The organism is Pseudomonas sp. CCC4.1, from assembly GCF_035019225.1.
Taxonomy (GTDB): domain Bacteria; phylum Pseudomonadota; class Gammaproteobacteria; order Pseudomonadales; family Pseudomonadaceae; genus Aquipseudomonas; species Aquipseudomonas bubulae.
This window is the reverse complement of record NZ_JASJWL010000063.1, coordinates 1-20439: the sequence shown is the minus strand read 5'-3', so window position 1 is coordinate 20439 and position 20439 is coordinate 1. Positions and strand designations below refer to the sequence as shown.

Below are 20439 nucleotides of genomic sequence, written 5' to 3'. Positions count from 1 at the left end.
GCCCCCGGACGACAACGGCACTACATAGATACCCGGGCACTTTCCGGGGGATCAAACGACAGCGACAGTTGCCGGTTTGAAGTACCCGAGCCAGGTAATCAACAACGTCTGAGAGTCGGCATTCATCAGGATCACCCTCTCGCGAAACACCGGGTCACTGAAAAACCGGTCACGCACCTCTTCGATGTTTTTGCTGCGAGTCTTGTGGATCAAGCTGTGTGCCAGCTTGAAAGGGAGGGGCAGGTAACTGCGCCGGTTGCTGTACTTCTCCTTGAAAAGATCTGCCTTGCGAATTTCGGTGGTCAGTTGACGATAACGGTGATCCTGCATCTGCCTTTTAAGCGTACGTATCTGACCATCCCAGTCACGCTCGGGAACCAGCAACTCTTCGAAGGGATGGCTTACACCCAGATAATTGATATCAATGGTGCCCATGACCAGGTGGCTGAATTCATGGAGCAGAATGGTGGCCGTCGAATGCTTGACCCGGTCGAACTCGCGGCCGTCCACCCCCATCACTGACAGGCTGAAAATCTCGTCGGCCGAGGCGAAGTAACCCTGAGAAAAAAGCACGGTCTTGCGTTTGATCACGCTGCCCAGCGAAGAAACCCGCGCCACTTCTCGCGGGTTGGGCGGTGAGTACAAGCCGTAGCGGCTGGAATGCTGTGGTGAAAACTCGGTGGATTGCAGGGCCGTCAGCAGTTTGTCGACGATGCGTTTGAGCTTGTCGAGCAAGGGGTCGTCGACTTGGCTCACACTGAACACCCTGGCAAGAAAGCGCCGGGTCTGGGCATTCAGCTGGCTGGCGGAGCCGACTGATTGCAGATGCTCCCTGCAATCAGTCAGATAGCGAATAGCCTGTTCGTGCGCCTCCCGAATCACCTGGGCCTTGCGTGGCTGCAGACGTTCGATGGCAGGCATGCCCAGGACCGTAACTGTGTGCTCCCGGCCAAACGAAACGCTCCCCGATGTACCCGACCGCGTGCCCAGTGCCTGACCACCGCCTGGCAACGGTTCCTTGAGATCGAGTACCCAGCGCTGATGGGGGCTGCGTTTGACCAGAGGGCCATCGCGGTCTTCACCAATATGAATACGCCATCGATCCTGCCAGGCTGCGACTTGAAACACCTGCCCGTCCAGAACGATAAAGCGGTGGCCTGACTCGGGGTCAGTAAACAACCCGGAGCCAGTGTCTTCATGCAGATTATCCAACGACACATGATTGGCCGCATAGGGCCGCAAGCTGGCCTGCTGTTCACGGGTCATGGTCTCCAGAGGGGCCTCGAAGGCAGCAACGACGTGAGGTTCCCCGGTTGTGCGCCTCAGTGCGCCATGGCTACCCGCGATCATCAACAACGCCGTGGCAAAATCAAACACGGCCTGCCCCCAGCGATCATCTGCCACGGCCTGAGCAGCTGACTGTGCACTGGTCTGGGCCTGCCAGATCATCAAGGGCACACTCAGCTTGCCCGGCAGAATCAGCAAAGCAGTGTCCGCCAGCAGCGACAGCAGATACACAAGGGAAGCCCAGTCCGCCTGCGCTGCGCTGCGGGCCTGGGTACGAGCCAGGGCCAGCCGCACGTTGAGGGTGTCGACGTACAACCTGTTCAGGCAGTTACCGGTCAACTGGCCGGGATCGAGGCTGGCGGGAGGATTGGCCACCTGCGGCGAGCTCAAGGTCGGATCGACATAGCCGATATGCGGCTCGCGAAATCCCCCATATTCATAAATTTTACGAACCCGGGGTTCCAGCCGCTCCAGCACCTCGTCCTGCAAGGCTCCAGAACCGTGCAACCGATGCAGAAAATCGGACTGGCTGCTGTACTCTCGAAGCGCAGGCCCCTTGCCGTAGAGCACATACAACACCTGCGGCCCGCTATCCAGAGCAGCCGGACCAATCAGGTACATGCCCTGCGCCCGGTCGGGATGACGACCGGTTACGGCGCGAAAAGCCAGTGGCCGCACAACCAGCTCGATGCCCTTGAAGCATTCGCGGGCTTTGGCGTCCGGGCTGTTCAGTACATGCTCAACGAAATCATGGGCCGTCTGGCTCAATGCGCCCTTGATTCGGGCTTGCAGCGCGTATTCGAGCACCTGCGCAGGCAGCTGCTGACAGAACAAGCCCTGACGCCGTGCAGCACCCTCATGGCCCGGGGTGAGTTTTTCGACCAGCAGGGCCTGATAGCTTTCGCCAAGATCCAGCGAACGCACCAGCTCACTCACATAGTGGTCATCCAGCCCCGCAGGCAAAGGTTCTTCGCCCAGTGAGCGATAGCTGCGCACGCCAGAGTGCACATTGAAAAAATGACTCAGGGCAAAGTACGTCAGCGATCGCCTCAGCCTGGAGACTGCCGCGCCTCCGGCGATCTCTCCGCCAGCCGGTCCGCTGTATTGCACCACGCTGATTTCGACCTTGTCCGGGTCAATTGCCACGCCCGGAAAGTCAGCCCTCAAGCGTGCCAACAACCGCTCGCGGGCATAGTCGAGCAGCTCGGGCACGTCTTGCGAATACCCCTCGCTCCCGGCCTGTTGAATTCGCAGCAGGATTCGACCGTAGGCTTGCTGGTCACTGGCCGCAGCGTGCTTGAGCCACTCAGGCAAACCCTCACGGAACTGCCATTGGCGGGCGGCGGCGAGCGTTGCGTCAACATTGAACTGCGCCTGCTCCGACCAGTAGCAATCCACCTGGTTGACCAGTTCCGGTGCCGACACCTGCTGCACCACACCTCGCTCCAGCAGGAAGCCGATATCACTGAGGTGTTTTTCTGTCTCCCGGCGCTGGCAGGTTTCAAGCCAGTCGGTGTCGATCACGCTGGCAGTCCATTTCACATCAACGGCGGCCTGCACCCTTTCGCGCTCACGCAAGCTGATACAGCGCAACAGATGCCATTGTTCAACACGATCCCGCAAGCGGGCCTGCAAGGTCTCAAGGCATGATGCCAGTGAATCGAAACATTCCAGGCTCCAGGCTGCCGTCCACAAGACGGCTTGCCCGGAGTTGACGCTGTCAGTGCCACCGCGCCCGGTCATCACAAGGCAGTTGCGCAGCGTGATGCTTGGGCGTCTGCCGGGCAGGGTTAACGCCAGCTCGCAGACATCGGGGATAAACCCGTTGAGCGCCCGTCGTGCAAGGTAGGTCGAATGCTCCAGCACAGCCCTGACAATGGCACTCCCGTTACTGTCCAGGCGCCCGTCCATCTGCCTGACGAATGCCTCGTAACGCAGCGCCGAGCCCCGGAACCGGGCCAGTCGGCTAATCACGGTCGAACCCGCCAATGCGGCCATCCCCATATAGTAAAACCCGTGCAGTTGCTGCATGAATTGCGCAACGAGGCCCACAGAAGCGCGGTCGAGCAAGGCCAGGACGGCTGCGCCATCGGGGTAATGGATCGGCTTGATGTCCGGGCTGTTTTTTTGCACGCCAAGACGTATTCGCGCGCCATCGACCGGGAGCGGACTCCAGCCTGTGACCCGATCCAGCAACGCATCGACCAGCGGGACAACCCGCAACGGCTCCAACTGCTTGCGCAAGGTCGCGGTGCCATAAATGCGCAGCACCAGATCCCCGGGGATCAAATGGCTCAAACCAGGCGACGCCAGATGCTGCTTGAGCCGCCGGTGGGCAAAGCCCCTGAGTTCGGGCCGGCCCAGCAGCATCAGGGCTACCTGCCCGTTGAGCACCTGCAGTTTGCTTTGGATCAACGGTAACGTAGCGCTGTCACCTGCCGTAGCCGCAGCTGTCGCCGGGCCATCAAGCGCCAGCCGGGTACTCCAGCGCCCTTGCTGGTTGGGCTCCGTCAAGCGTGGGTCGAGCAGCGCACGCACATCCAGCCCGTGATCCACCACGGCATTCACATTACAGTCCTTGCCACGTATGGCACCGAGCAGAAAGGTAAAATCCCGCGCCTGCTTGTCGATGATGGAGCGCACACGGTTTTCGAACAGATCACCCTCGATGGTCTCGACACTCAGGACCGGGTCAAGCATAAGGCGCAATACCGGCCGCTGATCCCGTGACACATGACCGAGCAGGTTGTCTCTGTCGCGGGGCTCCTTGAGCCGTGCGAGCACCTGGCCCTTGAGCGTCTCGTCATTGTCAAAGCGCTCAAGTGCAGCCTGTTCGCTGAACAAAAACAGCTCGGGAGTGGAGACCGGTACATACACACTGAACAGCCCGGCCAGTTCTACCCTGGCGCCCCCCTGCCCCAGCAATGACAGGCGGGCGGGCCGCCATTGCCCATGGGGATATCGATCATCATTCAGGCGCGAGCGCCCCACAGCCAGCAGTGCATCGAACTGCACGGGATCAATCCGCCCCTCGTGACGAGCCTGTAACAACTCATTGAAAAACCGGTCGCCCATAAAGTGAACAGCCAGCACCCTCAGGCTCAACCCTTTTATGTCCAGATACCACCAGGCTTCGAGTTGCTGCTGCATCACGGCCTGAATGCCCCCGACAATTTCCCTGACCAACTGGTACATGCGCACATCCAGCGTGGGTGATCGTGCTTGAGCTGCATCGAAGGCTACGGTCGAGCTCAGATACTCGCGGATGTGATTGCCCGGCCACTCGCCTTTGCCCAGGTACGCCAGTGCCAGATCCAGAAGGCTCATGCTCGACAACGGTGGCTGGCTGCCAGCCGTCGCCATCGCATAGCTGTTGACCTGCAGCGTCTGAGCAGACAGGCCCAACCCCTGGAACTCGAGCTCCAGGGCCAGCGTGAGCTGTGCATTGAGCACCCCGCGCAGGGACGGAAGATCGAGCAGGCGCGCCCTCAACAACTCAAGGTTGTGCAAACGCAGATCCTGCAACGAGCGTGTGCGATGCTCAAATACCCGACCTTCAATCAAGCACCGCCTGATCCTCAGGGAGCGCAGTTTTTTCAGGTCTTCACGCACCTCGATCGGCATAAAGCGCAGCAAGGTGTCACGTACCAGCGGGTCGGCCAGACGCCGCTTGAGGGTTATGCGCAGCGCGGTTGAATTGGCGATGCGCTCCAATCCACCGAGAGGGGAATACAGGAATGCGCCCGGCGGGTTGCTGTCTGCCCGGGTTACGATGAAATGGCCGGCAAGATCGGCGGCCGGGCCGTTGTCCGCGCCAAGCTCAAGGGCATAGACATGCTGCGGTTGCACCGCAATGACCTGCTGCAGACAGATAAACTCTTGCGCCGTGAGTTGCCCCGCGGCATCGAGCCGCGCCAGGTTGTCCAGATACCCTGTTTGCATGGCGGCGAGCCAGTCATCCGGCTCAAGCTGATCATCTGTCACTGGCGACTGCCTCAGAACCCACGGAAGGCAAATCTTGGCCCGAATCTCCGGTACAACGGCATTAACCGGCTACCACCTGTAAAGATGAACTCTGGTGCAGGGCAAGGCGCGTTATCATGCGCACCTGTATCCGCAGGGCCTTCGCCCGGTAGCGGAGGAACAACCCGGCGTTTATCAAGAGGATCGGCATGTCGCCCTGGCTAACAGTTGTGGGAATCGGTGAGGACGGTTTTGCCGGGCTGGGCAAAAATGCGCGCCGCGCCTTGTTGGGCGCGACCCGCGTAATCGGCAGCCAGCGCCAGCTCGACCTGCTGCCCGCCTGCATTCGCGCAGAGCGCCAGACCTGGCCGAGCCCGTTTTCACTGGCCCCAGTGCTGGCCCTGCGCAACACGCCGACCTGCGTACTGGCCAGCGGCGACCCCATGCTGTTTGGTGTCGGCGCCAGCCTGGCGCGACGGGTAGCGCGGGATGAAATGCAGGTGCTGCCAGCGCCATCGTCCTTTTCCCTGGCCGCAGCACGCATGGGCTGGGCCCTGCAGGACGTAGTCACGCTGTCGGTAGTGGCACGCCCCGTCGTCGCCCTCAATGCCCACCTGCACAGCGGTGTACGTCTGCTGGTACTGAGCAACGATGGCAGCAGCCCGTCCATCATCGCCCGTCTGCTGAGCGCGCAGGGATTTGGTCCCAGCCGCATGACGGTGCTGGAACACCTGGGCGGCCAGGCTGAACGCAGGATCGACACCCGCGCCTGCGACTGGAGTGACCCGCCCGTCGCGGCGCTTAACCTGGTCGCCATCGATTGCCTGGCCGACGCCAGCGCCCGGCCGCTGTCACGTATCGGTGGGCTGCCCGACAGCGCGTTCGAGCATGATGGCCAGTTGACCAAGCGCGATGTGCGCGCCGTAACCCTCGCCCGCCTCGCGCCACTGCCAGGCCAATTGCTGTGGGACGTAGGCGCGGGCAGCGGTTCGATCGGCATCGAGTGGATGCGTACCTGGCCGAGTTGCCGCACCTTGGCGATTGAAGCCGACGAAGGCCGCCAGCAACTGATCGAACGTAACCGCGATACCCTTGGTGTGCCCGGCCTGCAACTGATTCGCGGCAAGGCACCCCAGGCTCTTGACGGTCTGGAGCCCCCGGACGCGATTTTTATCGGTGGCGGCGTAACCCGCGAAGGCGTGCTCGACACCTGCTGGCAGCGACTCAAGCCCGGCGGGCGGCTGGTGGCCAATGCCGTCACCCTGCAAAGCGAAATGCTGCTGATGAGCTGGCGCGAGCGCCACGGCGGCGAACTGACCCGCATCCATATTGCCCAGGCCCAGCCCCTGGGTGAATTCGACACCTGGCGTCAGGCGTTGCCGATTACCCTTCTGGACATGACCAAGCCTCTCGATGCGTGACGAAACTGCCGAACAACCCGCCCCCCTGCGCAGCGGCCTGACCACCGGCAGCTGCGCCACCGCCACCAGCCTGGCCGCTGCCCGCCTGCTGCTGGGCGGCGTGTGTAACGACGCCGTGCAAATCACTTTGCCCAAGGGTAAACAGGTGCAAATGCGCCTGGAGTTCTGCCGTCTGTGGCAAGACGGCGCCGAAGCGGGCACCATCAAGGACGCCGGCGACGATCCCGACGTGACCCACGGCGCACTGCTCTATTCACGGGTGCGCTTGCGACCGGAACCGGGCATTGGCTTTGTTGCCGGGCAAGGTGTCGGCACCGTAACCCGCCCGGGTCTGGTATTGAACGTGGGCGAGCCGGCGATCAATCCTGTGCCACGCAAAATGATCACCGAGCACCTGCAGCAACTTGCCACCGAACTGGGTTACGGCGGTGGCTTTGAAGTGACTGTCAACGTACAGGACGGCGAAGCCCTGGCCCTGAAAACCATGAACCCGCGCCTGGGGATTCTCGGCGGGCTGTCGATCCTGGGCACCAGCGGCATCGTGCGGCCGTTTTCCTGCGCGGCTTATATCGCCTCTATCCACCAGGGCATAGACGTCGCCAAGACTAACGGTTACCTGCACATTGCCGCCTGCACCGGCAATGCCAGCGAAGACACCATGCGCCGGGTCTACAACTTGCCGGAAATCGCCCTGATCGAAATGGGCGACTTTGTCGGCGCAGTGCTCAAGCATCTGCGCAAAGTGCCTGTGGATAAACTGAGCATTTGCGGCGGTTTCGGCAAGATCAGCAAACTGGCCGCCGGGCATATGGACCTGCACAGTCGCCATTCCAGCATCGACCTGCCGCAACTGGCCCAATGGGCAGCGGATATCGGGGCCGACCATCCACTCCAGGAGGCCATCCGCCAGGCCAACACCAGCCAGCAAGCCCTGGCGATGGCCAGTGCGGCCGGTATCGCGTTGGGCGATGCGGTGTGCCAGCACGCTCTGGACTTTGCCCGCAGCGTGGTGCCGGCCCAGGTACAGGTCGAAGTGTTTGCCATCGACCGCCAGGGCGGGATTGTCGGTCACGCCGGAGCCTTTGCATGAAACGTATTTTGTTATTGGGCGGCGTCACCGAGGCGCTGGCCATTGCCCGTACCCTGGGCCCGCAGCATGTCTACAGCCTGGCCGGGGTTGGCCGGGTACCGACGGACCTGACCTGCGAGGTACGGGTGGGCGGATATGGCGGCGCTGAAGGTTTGGCGCAGTACATCCGCGAACAGCGCATCGACATCCTGCTGGACGCCACCCACCCCTACGCGGCGAAAATCAGCCATAACGCGGCCCTCGCTGCTGCTGCCAGTGGCATCCCGTGCTGGGCGCTGCGCCGCCCGGCCTGGGTGGCGCAGACGGGCGATGACTGGCGTGAAGTGGCAGATTGGAGCGAATTGATCGAAGCGCTCGCCACCTTCCAGCGCCCCTTGTTCACCTTGGGCCGTGAGCCGCTGGAGCACCTGCACGAAATTCCGCCAGAGCAGTTCTGGACCCTGCGCGCCCTCGACGCTTACCCCGGCACTGCACGCTGCGACGTGATTGGCGCACGCGGGCCGTTCCTCATCGATGACGAACGCCTGTTGTTTGCACAACGGCGCATCGACGTATTGATCAGCAAAAACAGCGGCAGCAGCGCCACCGAACCCAAGCTGCAAGTTGCCCGCGAGCGCGCAGTGCCGGTGTTGATCCTCAAGCGGCCGACGCTGGCGCAGGTGGATCGGGAGTTTTTGACGGCCAAGGACGTGCTGGATGCGTTGGCGCAGGAACGTTATTTGTTATGAACAGCACCCAACCGGTGGGAGCAGGCTTGCCTGCGATGCAAACGACGCGGTCTGCTTGGTAAAACCAGCAGATGCTATCGCGAGCAAGCCCGCTCCCACAGATTGGCCCGAGGAGGAGCACAAAACCCGCATCCGCTATACTTGCGCGACACTTCGCCACACCCGCACTTTTTACTTACGCCGAGCATTCAGGCTAAATAGCCCCTTGATCGCTCCACTCACGGAATTCGTCATGTCCCGACAACGGTTTGCATTTGCCTGGATCGCCTGCTTTGCAGTGCTGTTCAACATGCTCGCCATGTCGATGGCCGGGGCGACCCAATCCGTTGAGCGAGGGCCCACCGAGCAGTTCATGTGGAGCAGCTTCTGCTCCTCCACCGGCACCAAGATGGTCGCCGTATCGCTGGGCACTTTCGAGCCCGCCGACAACCAGCATGACGATCATTCCACCATGCAGCATTGCTGGTGCTGCTCGGGCGCCGCGCCGGTGATGGCGCTGCCCGCGCATATTCCCAAGCTCTACTTTGCCGCCATCGAGCGGGGCCACAGCCTGGTCCCGGATCACCTCAAGCGCCCCACCCCGCGACAGCAATGGCCGAGCCTCAACCCCCGCGCATCGCCCCTGGTCTGATTCTTCCTCGCAACCCCTTTGCGTTTTGAATCATTCCGGAGAATTGCCATGTTGAACCTTTCCCTGTTCAAGCACGTCGTGATTGCGGCGGCTGTGTTGCTGCCTGCCTGTTTTGCCAACGCCCACGAATACAAAAGCGGCGACCTCGAAATCGCCCACCCGTGGTCCCAGGAGCTGCCGCCCAATGCGCCCACCGTGGCCGCGTATTTCATCATTCACAACACCGGCAGCACGGCCGATCGCCTGGTCAGCGTCGACACGCCGATTGCCGATAAGGCCGAACTGCACCAGCACATCATGGAAGGCGACTTGATGAAGATGCTGCCCGTGGACAGCGTCGAAGTGCCGCCCGGCGGCACCGTCACCTTTGCACCCATGGCGTACCACGTGATGATGTTCGGTCTCAAGGACCGCAGCCTGCTGCAGGACGGCAAGCACTTCCCGCTGACCCTGCATTTTGAAAAAGCCGGCGCCGTGCCGGTTGAGGTCAATGTGCAGAAGCAGGCACCTGAAGACAGCATGGAACACATGCACGCCCACTAACGGCCAAGGTTGCTGATCCCCGTGCGCGAACCTCGCGCCAGGCACTCCATGTCGCATATTCGCGGCAGTTGGCTGAGCCTGTTTGCCATGTTGATGATTTTTATCGGCCCGCTGATTTCCCAGGCGATGCCGATGGATCATCACGCCTCCATGCCCATGTCGATGGATATGAGCATGGACATGTCTGCGCACGCCGAACATGAACAGCCTTCAGCCGACCACCATGCCATCTGGGAAAAGTGCGGCTACTGCACCCTGCTGTTCAGTTGCCCGGCCTTGCCCGGCACCCCGGGCCTGACCCTCTATAACTCACCAGAACCCCGTAGTTACCTGGCCGCCAATCCCCGACTGGGCCACGCCCGGCAACCGGTCTTCCCGGGTGCACGCTCCCGCGCTCCCCCCGCCGTCCTCTAGCGACCGACACCACAACACATCATCTGGCCGACCTGCATGCACTGTTTCAGACAGTCGCAGGTGCGTGGCCGAGTTGTATTCGTCTGACTATTGGAATGTCTATGTCCCGCTTTACTGCTGCCTCCCGTTTGCCCTTTACCCTCAGCACCCTGTGCTGTGCGATTCTGGCAACCACCGCTGTGGCCGACGAACATGCCGGGCACAGCAATGAGCTGAGCCCGCTGGTGATCACCGCCATCGCCCCCAGCTCACCGCTGACCATCGTCACCAACCCCAAGGACCCGCGCCAGCCCGTGCCTGCCAGTGACGGCGGCGACTACCTCAAGACCATCCCCGGCTTCGCCCTGATCCGCAACGGCGGCACCAATGGCGACCCGGTGCTGCGCGGCATGTTCGGCTCGCGCCTGAATATCCTTACCAACGGCGGCATGATGCTCGGCGCCTGTCCCGGGCGCATGGACGCACCCACCTCCTACATCTCGCCGGAAACCTACGACCAGCTCACGGTGATCAAAGGCCCGCAAACCGTGCTCTGGGGCCCGGGCGCCTCGGCGGGCACCATCCTCTTCGAACGCGAGCCCGAGCACTTCGGCGAACTGGGCACACGGGTCAATGCCAGCCTGCTGGCGGGTTCCAACGGGCGCTTCGACAAAACCATCGATGCCGCCGCCGGTGGCCCGCTGGGCTATGTGCGGGTCATCGGCAACACCGCCCATGCCGATGACTACAAGGACGGCAACGGCGACACCGTGCCGTCGCGTTACGACAAATGGAACGGCGACATTGCCCTGGGCTGGACCCCGGACGCCGACACCCTGCTGGAACTCACCGCCGGCAAGGGCGACGGTGAAGCGCGCTCGGCCGGACGCGGCATGGACGGCAGCCAGTACAAGCGCGAAAGCCTGGGACTGCGCTTTGAAAAGTCCAATATCGGCGACGTTCTCGACAAGATCGAAGCCCAGGTCTACTACAACTACGCCGACCATGTGATGGACAACTACACACTGCGTACCCCGTCGGGCACCGGCATGATGGCAGGGCCGATGGCGTCCAACGTCGACCGCCGCACCCTCGGTGCGCGGATCAAGGCCACCTGGCGCTGGGCCGATTACCAGCTAATCAGCGGCATCGATGCGCAGACCAACGAACACCGCAAACGCATGGGCATGGGCATCGATACCTACAAGGACCAGAACTGGAGCAAGGACGCCGATTTCCACAACTACGGCGCCTTTGGCGAGTTGACCTGGTACGCCGCCGAGCGCGACCGGCTGATTACCGGTGCTCGTCTTGACCGCGCATCCGCCAAGGATTACCGCGCCCGACTCGGCTCGGGGATGATGAGCAAGCCCAACCCGACCCTGGACAAGACCCGCGCCGACACCCTGCCCAGCGGTTTTGTGCGTTACGAGCATGACCTGAGCGACAGCCCGACCACCCTGTACGCCGGGCTGGGCCACACTCAGCGCTTCCCCGATTACTGGGAGCTGTTTTCGCCGAGCTCCGGCCCGACCGGTTCGGTGAATGCATTCGACGCCATCAAGCCCGAGAAAACCACGCAGCTCGATGCGGGCCTGCAATACAAGACCGACACCCTGGAGGCCTGGGCCTCGGTGTACGCCGGCGAGATTCGCGACTACATCCTGTTCGACTATGCCAAGGGCTCATCCCAAGCGCAAAACATCAACGCCCGGGTCATGGGCGGCGAGTTGGGCGCGGCGTATCAGTTGACGTCAAACTGGAAAGCCGACGCCACCCTGGCCTACGCCTGGGGCAAGAACACCAGCGATGGCAAGGCCCTGCCGCAAATGCCGCCGCTGGACACCCGCCTGGGCCTGACCTACAGCGAAGACGACTGGAGTGCCGGCGCCCTGTGGCGCGTCGTGGCGCGCCAGGACCGCATAGACCGCAACGCGGGCAATGTGGTCGGCAAGGATTTTGGCAAAAGTGCCGGCTTTGGCGTGTTCTCGTTGAACGGTGCATACCGCATCAACAAAAACCTCAAGGTCAGCGCCGGGGTCGACAACCTGCTGGACAAAAACTACAGCGAGCACCTGAACATGGCGGGCAACGCCGGTTACGGCTACCCGGCCAATGACCCGCGCGCCATCAATGAACCGGGCCGCACGCTGTGGACCAAGGTGGATGTGAGTTTCTGACAAACCGCCAGCCCTCACCCCAACCCTCTCCCGGAGGGAGAGGGAGCTGATTTGCGCCGTGCTTGAACCCGCAGCGGTCAGTCCCCTCTCCCTCTGGGAGAGGGCTAGGGTGAGGGTCTTTGCTGACGACAACAATTTCAACCTTGCGGAGCCGCTCACATGAGCCGACCAACACCGTCTTTCTACAACCTGGCCTGGCGCTGGCATTTCTACGCCGGGTTGTTTGTCGCCCCGCTTATGATCCTGCTGGCTCTGACCGGGATCATTTACCTGTTCAAACCCCAGCTTGATCCACTGCTGTACGACCATCTGCTCAACGTCACCCCGGCCCATCACAGCCTCAGCGCCGATGAGCAACTCAGCCGTGTGCAGGCCACTTATCCACAGGGCCATATCAGCCAGTACCTGCCGCCGATCAATCCGCAACGCAGCGGCCAGTTCGTGGTTCACAACGGCGGGCACGAGCTCAATGTGTTTATCAACCCCTACACCGGCCAGGTGCTGGGCGAGCAGGATGCCAAGCTCAACCTGCAAGCCGTGGCGCGCGCCCTGCACGGCGAATTGATGATCGGCACCCTCGGCGACCGGCTGGTGGAACTGGCCGCTGGCTGGGGCGTGGTGCTGGTGGTGTCCGGCCTGTTCCTGTGGTGGCCGCGGGGGCAATCGGCTGCCGGAATTCTATGGCCGCGCCTGAGCAGGCGCGGGCGCGTGCTATGGCGCGACCTTCACGTTGTCACAGGGTTCTGGGGGGCCGCCTTGCTGCTGTTCATGTTGATCAGCGGCATGACCTGGACCGGCTTCTGGGGCAAGCAATATGCCGACCTGTGGAACCGTTTCCCGGTAGCCATGTGGAACGACGTGCCGAAGTCTGATATCGAGGCCCGCAGCCTCAATACCGCCAATCGCCAGACCGTGCCCTGGGCAATGGAAAACACACCGATGCCGGTCTCCGGCGCCCACGCCGAACATATGGCCCACGCCGCGCACACCTCAGGCCCCGCCGCCCCCGGCATCACCCTGCAAGCGGTGGTCGACACCGCCACGGCCCGCCAGGTCGAGGCCGGCTACAGCATCACCCTGCCGACCACCGCCACCGGCGTATTCACCATTGCCGTATTCGCCGACGACCCGCGTAACGACGCCACCCTGCATGTCGATCAATACACCGGCACGGTACTGGCCGACGTGCGTTGGCAGCATTACAGCAATGTCGCCCGCGCCACCGAAATGGGCGTGATGCTGCACGAAGGCAAGCTGTTCGGCCCGCTCAACCAGATCGTGATGCTGCTGGTGTGCCTGATGATCCTGCTCAGTTCCGTAAGCGGCCTGGTGATCTGGTGGAAGCGTCGCCCGCAAGGCGGTTTGGGGGTTCCGCCGCTGCGTCACGACCTGCCGACCTGGAAGGCCGGCGTTGCCATCATGCTCGCTCTGGCTATCGCGTTCCCGCTGGTGGGCGCCTCGTTGATCGCAGTGTGGGGGCTCGACCGGTTATGGCTGATGGTGCGCAAACTACGGCCGGATGAGCGCCTTTCATAACCAGCATGAACCATCCGAGAGGCGCATTGCAGAGCCACCCCTATAATGGCACGCCAATATCATGCGCGAAATAAGTGTTACTGTATAACAAAACCATTTAAGCTCCATCACCCGCCGCCAGGAGGCAGCGGGGACACCCTCTGAAATAAGCGACTCACTGCCCTGATGAACAAGTACTTTTTGTCCAGTCTCTGCCTGCTGGCGCTGAACAGCGCCCAGGCCGATGACGCCGCCCCCTCTCTGATGCTGCCTGCCGCGAGCGTTACCGCGCCTGAAGTCGAGATTGAAAGCATCGACCTCAAGACCGCCACCAGCGCCGGCTCACGCCTGAACCTTACCGGTCTCGAAACGCCTGCCAGCGTTGAAAGCCTGACCGGCGCGCAAATCCGCGCCCGTGGCGACCGCAGCGTGCAGGACGCCGTGACCCGCACGACCGGCATCAGCAACACCGGCACACCGGGTAACGGCGGCTCCGCCTATTCGGCCCGGGGTTTTGTCGGCGAAGGCTCGGTGATGCAGCTCTATGACGGCGTACGCATGTACAGCGGCGCGGGTACCGTGACCTTCCCGGTGGACGACTGGTCGGTGGAACGCATCGACGTGCTGCGCGGCCCGGCCTCGGTGCTGTATGGCGAAGGCGCTACCGGCGCAGTGATTAACGTAATCCCGAAAAAACCCTTCTCCGGTGCCATAGAAAACCATGTCCGTGTGGGCTACGGCTCGTACGACACCCGCCAGCAGGCACTCGACAGCGGCGGCTCGCTGACCGATACCCTGAGCTATCGGTTGAATATCAACCACGTCCAGAGCAATGGCTGGATCGACCACGGCGACTCCGAAAACACCTTTGTCAGCGCCGCTCTGCGCTGGCAGGCCAGCGATGACCTGGCGTTTACCCTGAGCCACGACTATGGCGATCAGGAGCCGCAAAACGATTTCGGCGTACCGCTGATCAATGGCCGGTATCACGAGAGCCTGCGGGACAAGAACTACAACGTGCGTGATGCAAAACTGCATTACAACGACCAGTGGACGCGCCTCAATACTGAATGGCAGATCAACGACGACCTGAGCGCCAGTAACGAACTGTATTACCTCAAGGCTCAACGCCGCTGGCAGAACGCCGAAAACCACGCCTGGAGTGAAAGCCAGCAGACCTTGCTGCGCAGCGGCTACTTCAGCATCAAGCACGAGCAGGAACAGGTCGGCGACCGCCAGACCTTCACCCTCAACCATGACCTGTTCGGCCTTGAAAGCAGAACCCTGGTGGGCGCGGATTACAACCGCATCCACTTCAACCTGCACAGCAACTCGCCGTATAAAGACGTGAATGAAAACGGTCAGCCGATTGACCTGTACCACCCGGATCGTGGCGAATTTGAAAGTGACTCGCCGTACCGCGATCAATACACCACCACCACGCAACAGGTTTCGCTGTTTGCCGAAAACCGCACCGAGCTGAGCGATCAACTGTCGCTGGTCACCGGGGTGCGCCGCGATATCGTGCATCTGGACCGCGATGACTTCGCGGTCAATGGCGACGCCACTCGAACTGACCGCAGCCTGTCGGCCAACAGCTGGAAAGTCGGGTTGGTATACGAACTGACACCGGACATGTCGATCTATGCCCAGCAAGCCACCAGCGTTGATGGCGTGGGCGGCTTGATCAGCCTGAGCGAAAAGCAGCAAAACTTCGAGCTGGCCCATGCGCGCCAGACCGAAATCGGCTTCAAGCAGATGTTCTGGGATCAGCGCGGCGAATGGACCCTGGCGGCCTATCACATCGTCAAAAAAGACCTGCTGACCTCCGACCCGAATATCCCGGGCAATACGCTGCAAGTGGGCGAGCAGTCCTCCAGCGGCCTGGAAGCCAGCCTTGACCTGCAACTGCCGCAGCGCTGGGCGTTGCAAGCCAACGCCTCGGTGGTGCGCGCGCAGTACGACAAGTTCGACGATGAAGGCGTATCGCGCAAAGGCAACCGTCCCACCGACGTACCCCGTCGTACCGCCAATCTGTGGTTGAGCAAGGCCATCAACGATGATGTAAGTGCCGGTGCCGGCGTGCGCTATGTCGACTCGCGTTATGCCGACATGGCCAACAACGTCGAGCTGCCGAGCTACACCGTGGTAGACGCCAGCGTGAGCTGGAAAGCGATGCCCAAAACCACCCTGGGTTTGCGTTTGAACAATTTGTTCGACCGCCAGTACGCCGTAACCCAATACAATGGCGGCCAGCAATGGATCATGGGCGAACCGCGTTCGTTTTTCGTGACGGCTGATTACACCTTTTAACCGCTGGCCCTCACCCCAACCCTCTCCCGGAGGGAGAGGGCTAGGGGGAGGGGCTTTTGACTTTAAAGAACAACCGGACTTTTATGACCCGCCTCACCCTCACCCAGCTCGCCTGGAGCCCTCTGGGCCACGGCCATTGCCATCACCAGTTCCAGCTGCGTGATGCCAACCTGCATGTCGCGGCGGGTGAGTTTGTGGGGCTGATCGGGCCCAACGGCAGCGGCAAGACCAGCCTGTTGCGCTGCGCCTACCGTTTCAGCAAGCCGCAATCGGGCACTGTCCAGCTCGACCGCCACAATCTCTGGCAGCAATCACCCCGCTGGTGCGCGCAACGCATCGCCGTGGTGTTGCAAGAATTCCCCGACACTTTCGGCCTGACCGTCGATGAAGTGGTCGCCATGGGCCGTACCCCGCACAAAGGCCTGTTCGATGGCGACACCCAAGCTGATCGCCAACTGGCCACAAACGCCCTCGCATCCGTCGGCCTGCAGGGTTTTGAAGACCACGCTTTCGCTACCCTCTCGGGCGGCGAAAAACAACGGGTGATCCTGGCCCGTGCCCTGACCCAGCAACCCGAACTGCTGATCCTCGACGAGCCCACCAATCACCTCGACCCGCGCTATCAGCTGGAGTTGCTGCAACTGGTCAAGCGCCTGAACATCGGCACCCTGGCCAGCATCCACGACCTCAATCTGGCCGCTGCCTTTTGTGACCGGCTGTACGTCATTGACCACGGCAAGATCATCGCCAGCGGCACGCCCCGTGAAGTCTTGACTGTGGAGCTGTTGCGCGACGTGTTTGGCGTGGCGGCCCTGATCGACGACCATCCGCTGTCCGGCTACCCGCGCATAACCTGGATAACCCACGCATGAACCTGATTCGTTTCGCCCTCTGCCTGGGCGCAGTGCTCGCCTCGCCCCTGGCCTTTGCCGAGGCCACGCAGTACCCGCTGACTATCAAGAGTTGCAATCGCGACGTGACCTTCGACCAGGCCCCCAAACACGCGGTCAGCCATGACATCAACATGACCCAGATGATGCTCGCCCTCGGTCTCAAGCCACACATGGCCGGCTACAGCGGGATCAGCGGGTGGAAGGCCGTGACCCCGCAGATGAAAGTGATCCTCGACGGTCTGCCGGAACTGGCGAGCAAATACCCGTCAGTGGAAACCCTGCTCAATGCCAACGTCGATTTCTTCTTCGCCGGCTGGGACTACGGCATGCGCGTGGGCGGCGACCTCACGCCGCAAACCCTGACCCCGCTGGGCATCAATGTGTATGAGCTGACCGAGTCCTGCGCATTTGTGATGAAGCGCCCGCCCGCCAGCATGGAAGACACCTATAACGACCTGCGCAACCTGGGCAGGATCTTCGACGTGCAGGATCGCGCCAGTGCGTTGATCGCCCAGATGCAGGCAAAAATTGCAGACGTCCAAAACACCCTGCCCACCTCGAAGCCCCGGGTTTTCCTGTATGACAGCGGTGAAGACCGGGCCATGACTTCGGGCAAACTGGGTATCCCCCACGCATTGATCGAAGCCGCCGGTGGCAACGATATCCTCAGCGATATCGACGCCAGCTGGACCCGTATCAATTGGGAAACCGTGGTCGAGCGCAACCCCGAAGTCATCGTGATCGTTGATTACAGCGAGGTCACCGCCGAGCAGAAACAACGCTTCCTGGAAACCAACCCGGCGCTGCAATCGGTAGACGCGATCCGTAACAAGCGCTTTATCGTTATCCCTTATGTGCAGGCCACGCCGGGCATCGACAATGTGCTCGCCATCGAAACCCTGGCTAAAGGCTTTCACCCGCAATGATAGCCAGCCGCTACGCCCTGTTGCTCACTGGTCTTGGCGCATTGCTGCTGGTGTCGTGTGTGGTTTCGCTGGGTTTTGGCCCGGCGCGGGTGCCAGTGGACGTGGTGTGGCAGATTCTGCTGCACAAGCTGTTTGGCATCGGCGACGTTAACTGGAGCGCGGGCCAGGAACATATCGTGTGGCTGATCCGCGTGCCGCGCATGTTGCTGGGGGCGCTGGTGGGCGCAGGGCTGGCACTGATCGGCGCGGTGTTGCAGGCCGTGACCCGCAACCCCCTGGCCGACCCGCACCTGCTGGGTGTGACCAGCGGCGCCACGCTGGGTGCGGTGATTGTGGTGCTGCATGTGGGCGAAATCGTCGGGCTGCTGACCCTGCCCATTGCCGCATTTATCGGGGCGCTGTTGAGCATGGCTCTGGTACTGGCCATCGCCAGCCGACACGGCCGGCTCGACAGCGACCGTTTGCTGCTGTGCGGCGTGGCCGTATCCTTTGTGATGATGGCCGTGGCCAATACCCTGCTGTTTCTGGGCGACCACCGGGCCAGTTCCGCGGTGCTGTTCTGGATGCTCGGCGGGCTGGGACTGGCGCGCTGGGAGCTGCTGGCCATCCCCAGCGCCAGCGTGCTGCTGGGGCTGGTGTTGCTGCTGGGTATGGCACGCCCGCTGAATGCCCTGATGGCCGGCGAACAAACCGCCGTGACCCTGGGCTTGAATGCGCGCAATGTGCGCCTGCGGGTATTTTTGATCGCCTCGCTGATGACCGGCGTGCTGGTGGCCATCAGTGGCTCCATTGGTTTTGTCGGGCTGATGATTCCGCATATCGCCCGCCGCCTGGTGGGCGCGGAGCATCGACGTCTGCTGCCGGTATCCGCCTTGCTGGGCAGTGTGTTCCTGGTCTGGGTCGACGTGGCGGCACGCACCCTGATCGCCCCCGAAGACCTGCCCATAGGCGTGGCCACGGCGGCGATTGGCGGGCTGTTTTTTATCGGGTTGATGCGCAAACGCTAACACCGCCTGACAGGGCGGTAGTGAGTCAAACCCGCAAAGCACCAAGGTGAAGCACAACCCCGCACCACCCCTTCCCGGCGGCACCAAACGGGTGCGTCGTCGCGCCCACTCTTCGCGCAAAATACTGTTCCAGAGCCCTTTTCAGGTATAGGCACAGCCTTTGCTAAAGACCTCTCCAGTCATTGAATTCATCACTAAAAAATCAGAGACCTGGAGATCGCACCATGAAGCGTCGTAGCTTGATCAAGGCTTTCACCCTGAGCGCCTCCATCGCAGCCATGGGCATGACCTGGACGGTGCAAGCCGCCGAGACCATCAAAGTAGGGATTTTGCATTCGTTGTCCGGAACCATGGCGATCTCCGAAACCTCGCTCAAAGACATGGCCCTGATGACCATTGACGAGATCAACGCCAAGGGCGGTGTCAACGGCAAGATGCTCGAACCCGTAGTGGTCGACCCGGCCTCCAACTGGCCACTGTTTGCCGAAAAGGGCCGCCAGTTGCTGACTCAGGACAAGGTTGCGGTGGTGTTCGGCTGCTGGACATCGGTGTCGCGCAAATCGGTACTGCCGGTGTTTGAAGAACTCAACGGCCTGCTGTTCTACCCGGTGCAATACGAAGGCGAAGAGATGTCGCCCAACGTCTTCTACACCGGCGCTGCGCCGAACCAGCAAGCGATTCCAGCGGTGGAATACCTGATGAGCGAAGACGGCGGCAGCGCCAAACGTTTTGTGCTGCTGGGCACCGACTACGTGTACCCGCGCACCACCAACAAGATCCTGCGCGCATTCCTGCATTCCAAAGGCGTGGCCGACAAGGACATCGAAGAGGTCTACACCCCGTTTGGCCACAGCGACTACCAGACCATCGTGGCCAATATCAAAAAGTTCTCGGCGGGCGGCAAGACAGCGGTGATCTCCACGGTCAACGGTGACTCCAACGTGCCCTTCTATAAAGAGCTGGCCAACCAGGGCCTGAAAGCGACCGACGTGCCGGTGATCGCGTTCTCGGTGGGTGAAGAGGAGCTGCGCGGCATCGACACCAAACCGCTGGTGGGTAACCTGGCGGCGTGGAACTACTTCCAGTCGGTAGAGAACCCGGTCAACGCCAAATTCGTGGCTGACTGGAAAGCCTACGCCAAAAAACACAACCTGCCGGGCGCCGACAAGGCCGTGACCAACGACCCGATGGAAGCCACCTACGTGGGCATTCACATGTGGGCCCAGGCGGCCGAAAAAGCCAAGTCCACCGATGTCGACAAGGTGCGCGAAGCCCTGGCGGGCCAGACCTTTGCCGCGCCTTCGGGCTACACCCTGACCATGGACAAGACCAACCATCACCTGCACAAGCCGGTAATGATCGGCGAGATCCAGCCGGACGGGCAGTTCAGCGTGGTATGGCAGACCGAAGGGCCGATCCGCGCCCAGCCGTGGAGCCCTTACATCCCGGGCAATGACAAGAAGCCGGATTACGCGCGTTGTGCTTTTGTGGGAGCGGGCTTGCTCGCGATGCAGTCAACACGGTTTGACTCTGTCTCTTATACACATCT

General features: G+C 61.8%; 14 protein-coding genes. 13 read left to right on the top strand and 1 reads right to left on the bottom strand.

Annotation, left to right across the window (positions count from 1 at the left end):
* Positions 1–51: 51 nt before the first annotated feature.
* The gene (locus QN377_RS19375; RefSeq protein ID WP_322214049.1) at positions 52–5271 is read right to left on the bottom strand and encodes a dermonecrotic toxin domain-containing protein; all 5220 of its coding nucleotides are present in this window, start codon (positions 5269–5271) and stop codon (positions 52–54) included.
* A gap of 188 nt (positions 5272–5459) precedes the next feature.
* On the opposite strand from QN377_RS19375, the gene cbiE reads away from it, so the two are divergent.
* The 13 genes from cbiE to urtA form a co-directional block, all read left to right on the top strand.
* Positions 5460–6671 carry a precorrin-6y C5,15-methyltransferase (decarboxylating) subunit CbiE gene (gene cbiE, locus QN377_RS19370; protein WP_095017649.1) on the top strand — a complete coding sequence of 404 codons (1212 nt, stop codon included), beginning with the start codon at positions 5460–5462 and terminating at the stop codon, positions 6669–6671.
* Positions 6664–7761 (top strand): cobalt-precorrin-5B (C(1))-methyltransferase, encoded by a 1098-nt coding sequence (locus tag QN377_RS19365; protein ID WP_095025273.1) that lies wholly within the window; start codon positions 6664–6666, stop codon positions 7759–7761. The genes cbiE and QN377_RS19365 overlap by 8 nt, the downstream gene beginning before the upstream one ends.
* Positions 7758–8489 carry a cobalt-precorrin-6A reductase gene (locus QN377_RS19360; RefSeq protein WP_095017651.1) on the top strand — a complete coding sequence of 244 codons (732 nt, stop codon included), beginning with the start codon at positions 7758–7760 and terminating at the stop codon, positions 8487–8489. The genes QN377_RS19365 and QN377_RS19360 overlap by 4 nt, the downstream gene beginning before the upstream one ends.
* Before the next feature lie 232 nt (positions 8490–8721).
* Positions 8722–9120, top strand: a complete 399-nt coding sequence (locus QN377_RS19355; RefSeq protein ID WP_095017652.1) for a DUF2946 domain-containing protein — start codon at positions 8722–8724, stop codon at positions 9118–9120.
* 48 nt (positions 9121–9168) lie between these two features.
* On the top strand, positions 9169–9663 hold the full coding sequence (locus QN377_RS19350) for a copper chaperone PCu(A)C (protein ID WP_322214048.1): 495 nt from the start codon (positions 9169–9171) through the stop codon (positions 9661–9663).
* A 48-nt stretch (positions 9664–9711) separates the two neighbouring features.
* Positions 9712–10077, top strand: coding sequence for a DUF2946 domain-containing protein (locus tag QN377_RS19345; RefSeq protein WP_095017654.1), 366 nt, complete (start codon positions 9712–9714; stop codon positions 10075–10077).
* 101 nt (positions 10078–10178) lie between these two features.
* On the top strand, positions 10179–12236 hold the full coding sequence (locus QN377_RS19340) for a TonB-dependent copper receptor (protein ID WP_095017655.1): 2058 nt from the start codon (positions 10179–10181) through the stop codon (positions 12234–12236).
* A 159-nt stretch (positions 12237–12395) separates the two neighbouring features.
* Positions 12396–13772: a PepSY-associated TM helix domain-containing protein gene (locus tag QN377_RS19335; protein WP_095017656.1), complete on the top strand. Its 1377-nt coding sequence runs from the start codon at positions 12396–12398 to the stop codon at positions 13770–13772.
* A 165-nt stretch (positions 13773–13937) separates the two neighbouring features.
* Complete coding sequence (locus QN377_RS19330) at positions 13938–16064, top strand: TonB-dependent receptor (protein ID WP_095017657.1); 2127 nt, start codon at positions 13938–13940, stop codon at positions 16062–16064.
* An 83-nt stretch (positions 16065–16147) separates the two neighbouring features.
* Positions 16148–16936 (top strand): ABC transporter ATP-binding protein, encoded by a 789-nt coding sequence (locus tag QN377_RS19325; protein WP_095001010.1) that lies wholly within the window; start codon positions 16148–16150, stop codon positions 16934–16936.
* Positions 16933–17883, top strand: a complete 951-nt coding sequence (locus QN377_RS19320; protein ID WP_095001009.1) for an ABC transporter substrate-binding protein — start codon at positions 16933–16935, stop codon at positions 17881–17883. Before QN377_RS19325 ends, QN377_RS19320 begins: the two co-directional genes overlap by 4 nt.
* The gene (locus QN377_RS19315) at positions 17880–18890 is read left to right on the top strand and encodes a FecCD family ABC transporter permease (protein ID WP_095017658.1); all 1011 of its coding nucleotides are present in this window, start codon (positions 17880–17882) and stop codon (positions 18888–18890) included. The genes QN377_RS19320 and QN377_RS19315 overlap by 4 nt, the downstream gene beginning before the upstream one ends.
* A gap of 224 nt (positions 18891–19114) precedes the next feature.
* On the top strand, positions 19115–20439 hold a 1325-nt coding region (gene urtA / locus QN377_RS19310), incomplete at its 3' end, for an urea ABC transporter substrate-binding protein (RefSeq protein ID WP_323567651.1).

Coding starts and splice junctions, on each gene's coding strand:
- cbiE (WP_095017649.1), top strand. CDS start 5,460: ATGTCGCCCTGGCTAACAGTTGTGGGAATCGGTGAGGACGGTTTTGCC.
- QN377_RS19365 (WP_095025273.1), top strand. CDS start 6,664: ATGCGTGACGAAACTGCCGAACAACCCGCCCCCCTGCGCAGCGGCCTG.
- QN377_RS19360 (WP_095017651.1), top strand. CDS start 7,758: ATGAAACGTATTTTGTTATTGGGCGGCGTCACCGAGGCGCTGGCCATT.
- QN377_RS19355 (WP_095017652.1), top strand. CDS start 8,722: ATGTCCCGACAACGGTTTGCATTTGCCTGGATCGCCTGCTTTGCAGTG.
- QN377_RS19350 (WP_322214048.1), top strand. CDS start 9,169: ATGTTGAACCTTTCCCTGTTCAAGCACGTCGTGATTGCGGCGGCTGTG.
- QN377_RS19345 (WP_095017654.1), top strand. CDS start 9,712: ATGTCGCATATTCGCGGCAGTTGGCTGAGCCTGTTTGCCATGTTGATG.
- QN377_RS19340 (WP_095017655.1), top strand. CDS start 10,179: ATGTCCCGCTTTACTGCTGCCTCCCGTTTGCCCTTTACCCTCAGCACC.
- QN377_RS19335 (WP_095017656.1), top strand. CDS start 12,396: ATGAGCCGACCAACACCGTCTTTCTACAACCTGGCCTGGCGCTGGCAT.
- QN377_RS19330 (WP_095017657.1), top strand. CDS start 13,938: ATGAACAAGTACTTTTTGTCCAGTCTCTGCCTGCTGGCGCTGAACAGC.
- QN377_RS19325 (WP_095001010.1), top strand. CDS start 16,148: ATGACCCGCCTCACCCTCACCCAGCTCGCCTGGAGCCCTCTGGGCCAC.
- QN377_RS19320 (WP_095001009.1), top strand. CDS start 16,933: ATGAACCTGATTCGTTTCGCCCTCTGCCTGGGCGCAGTGCTCGCCTCG.
- QN377_RS19315 (WP_095017658.1), top strand. CDS start 17,880: ATGATAGCCAGCCGCTACGCCCTGTTGCTCACTGGTCTTGGCGCATTG.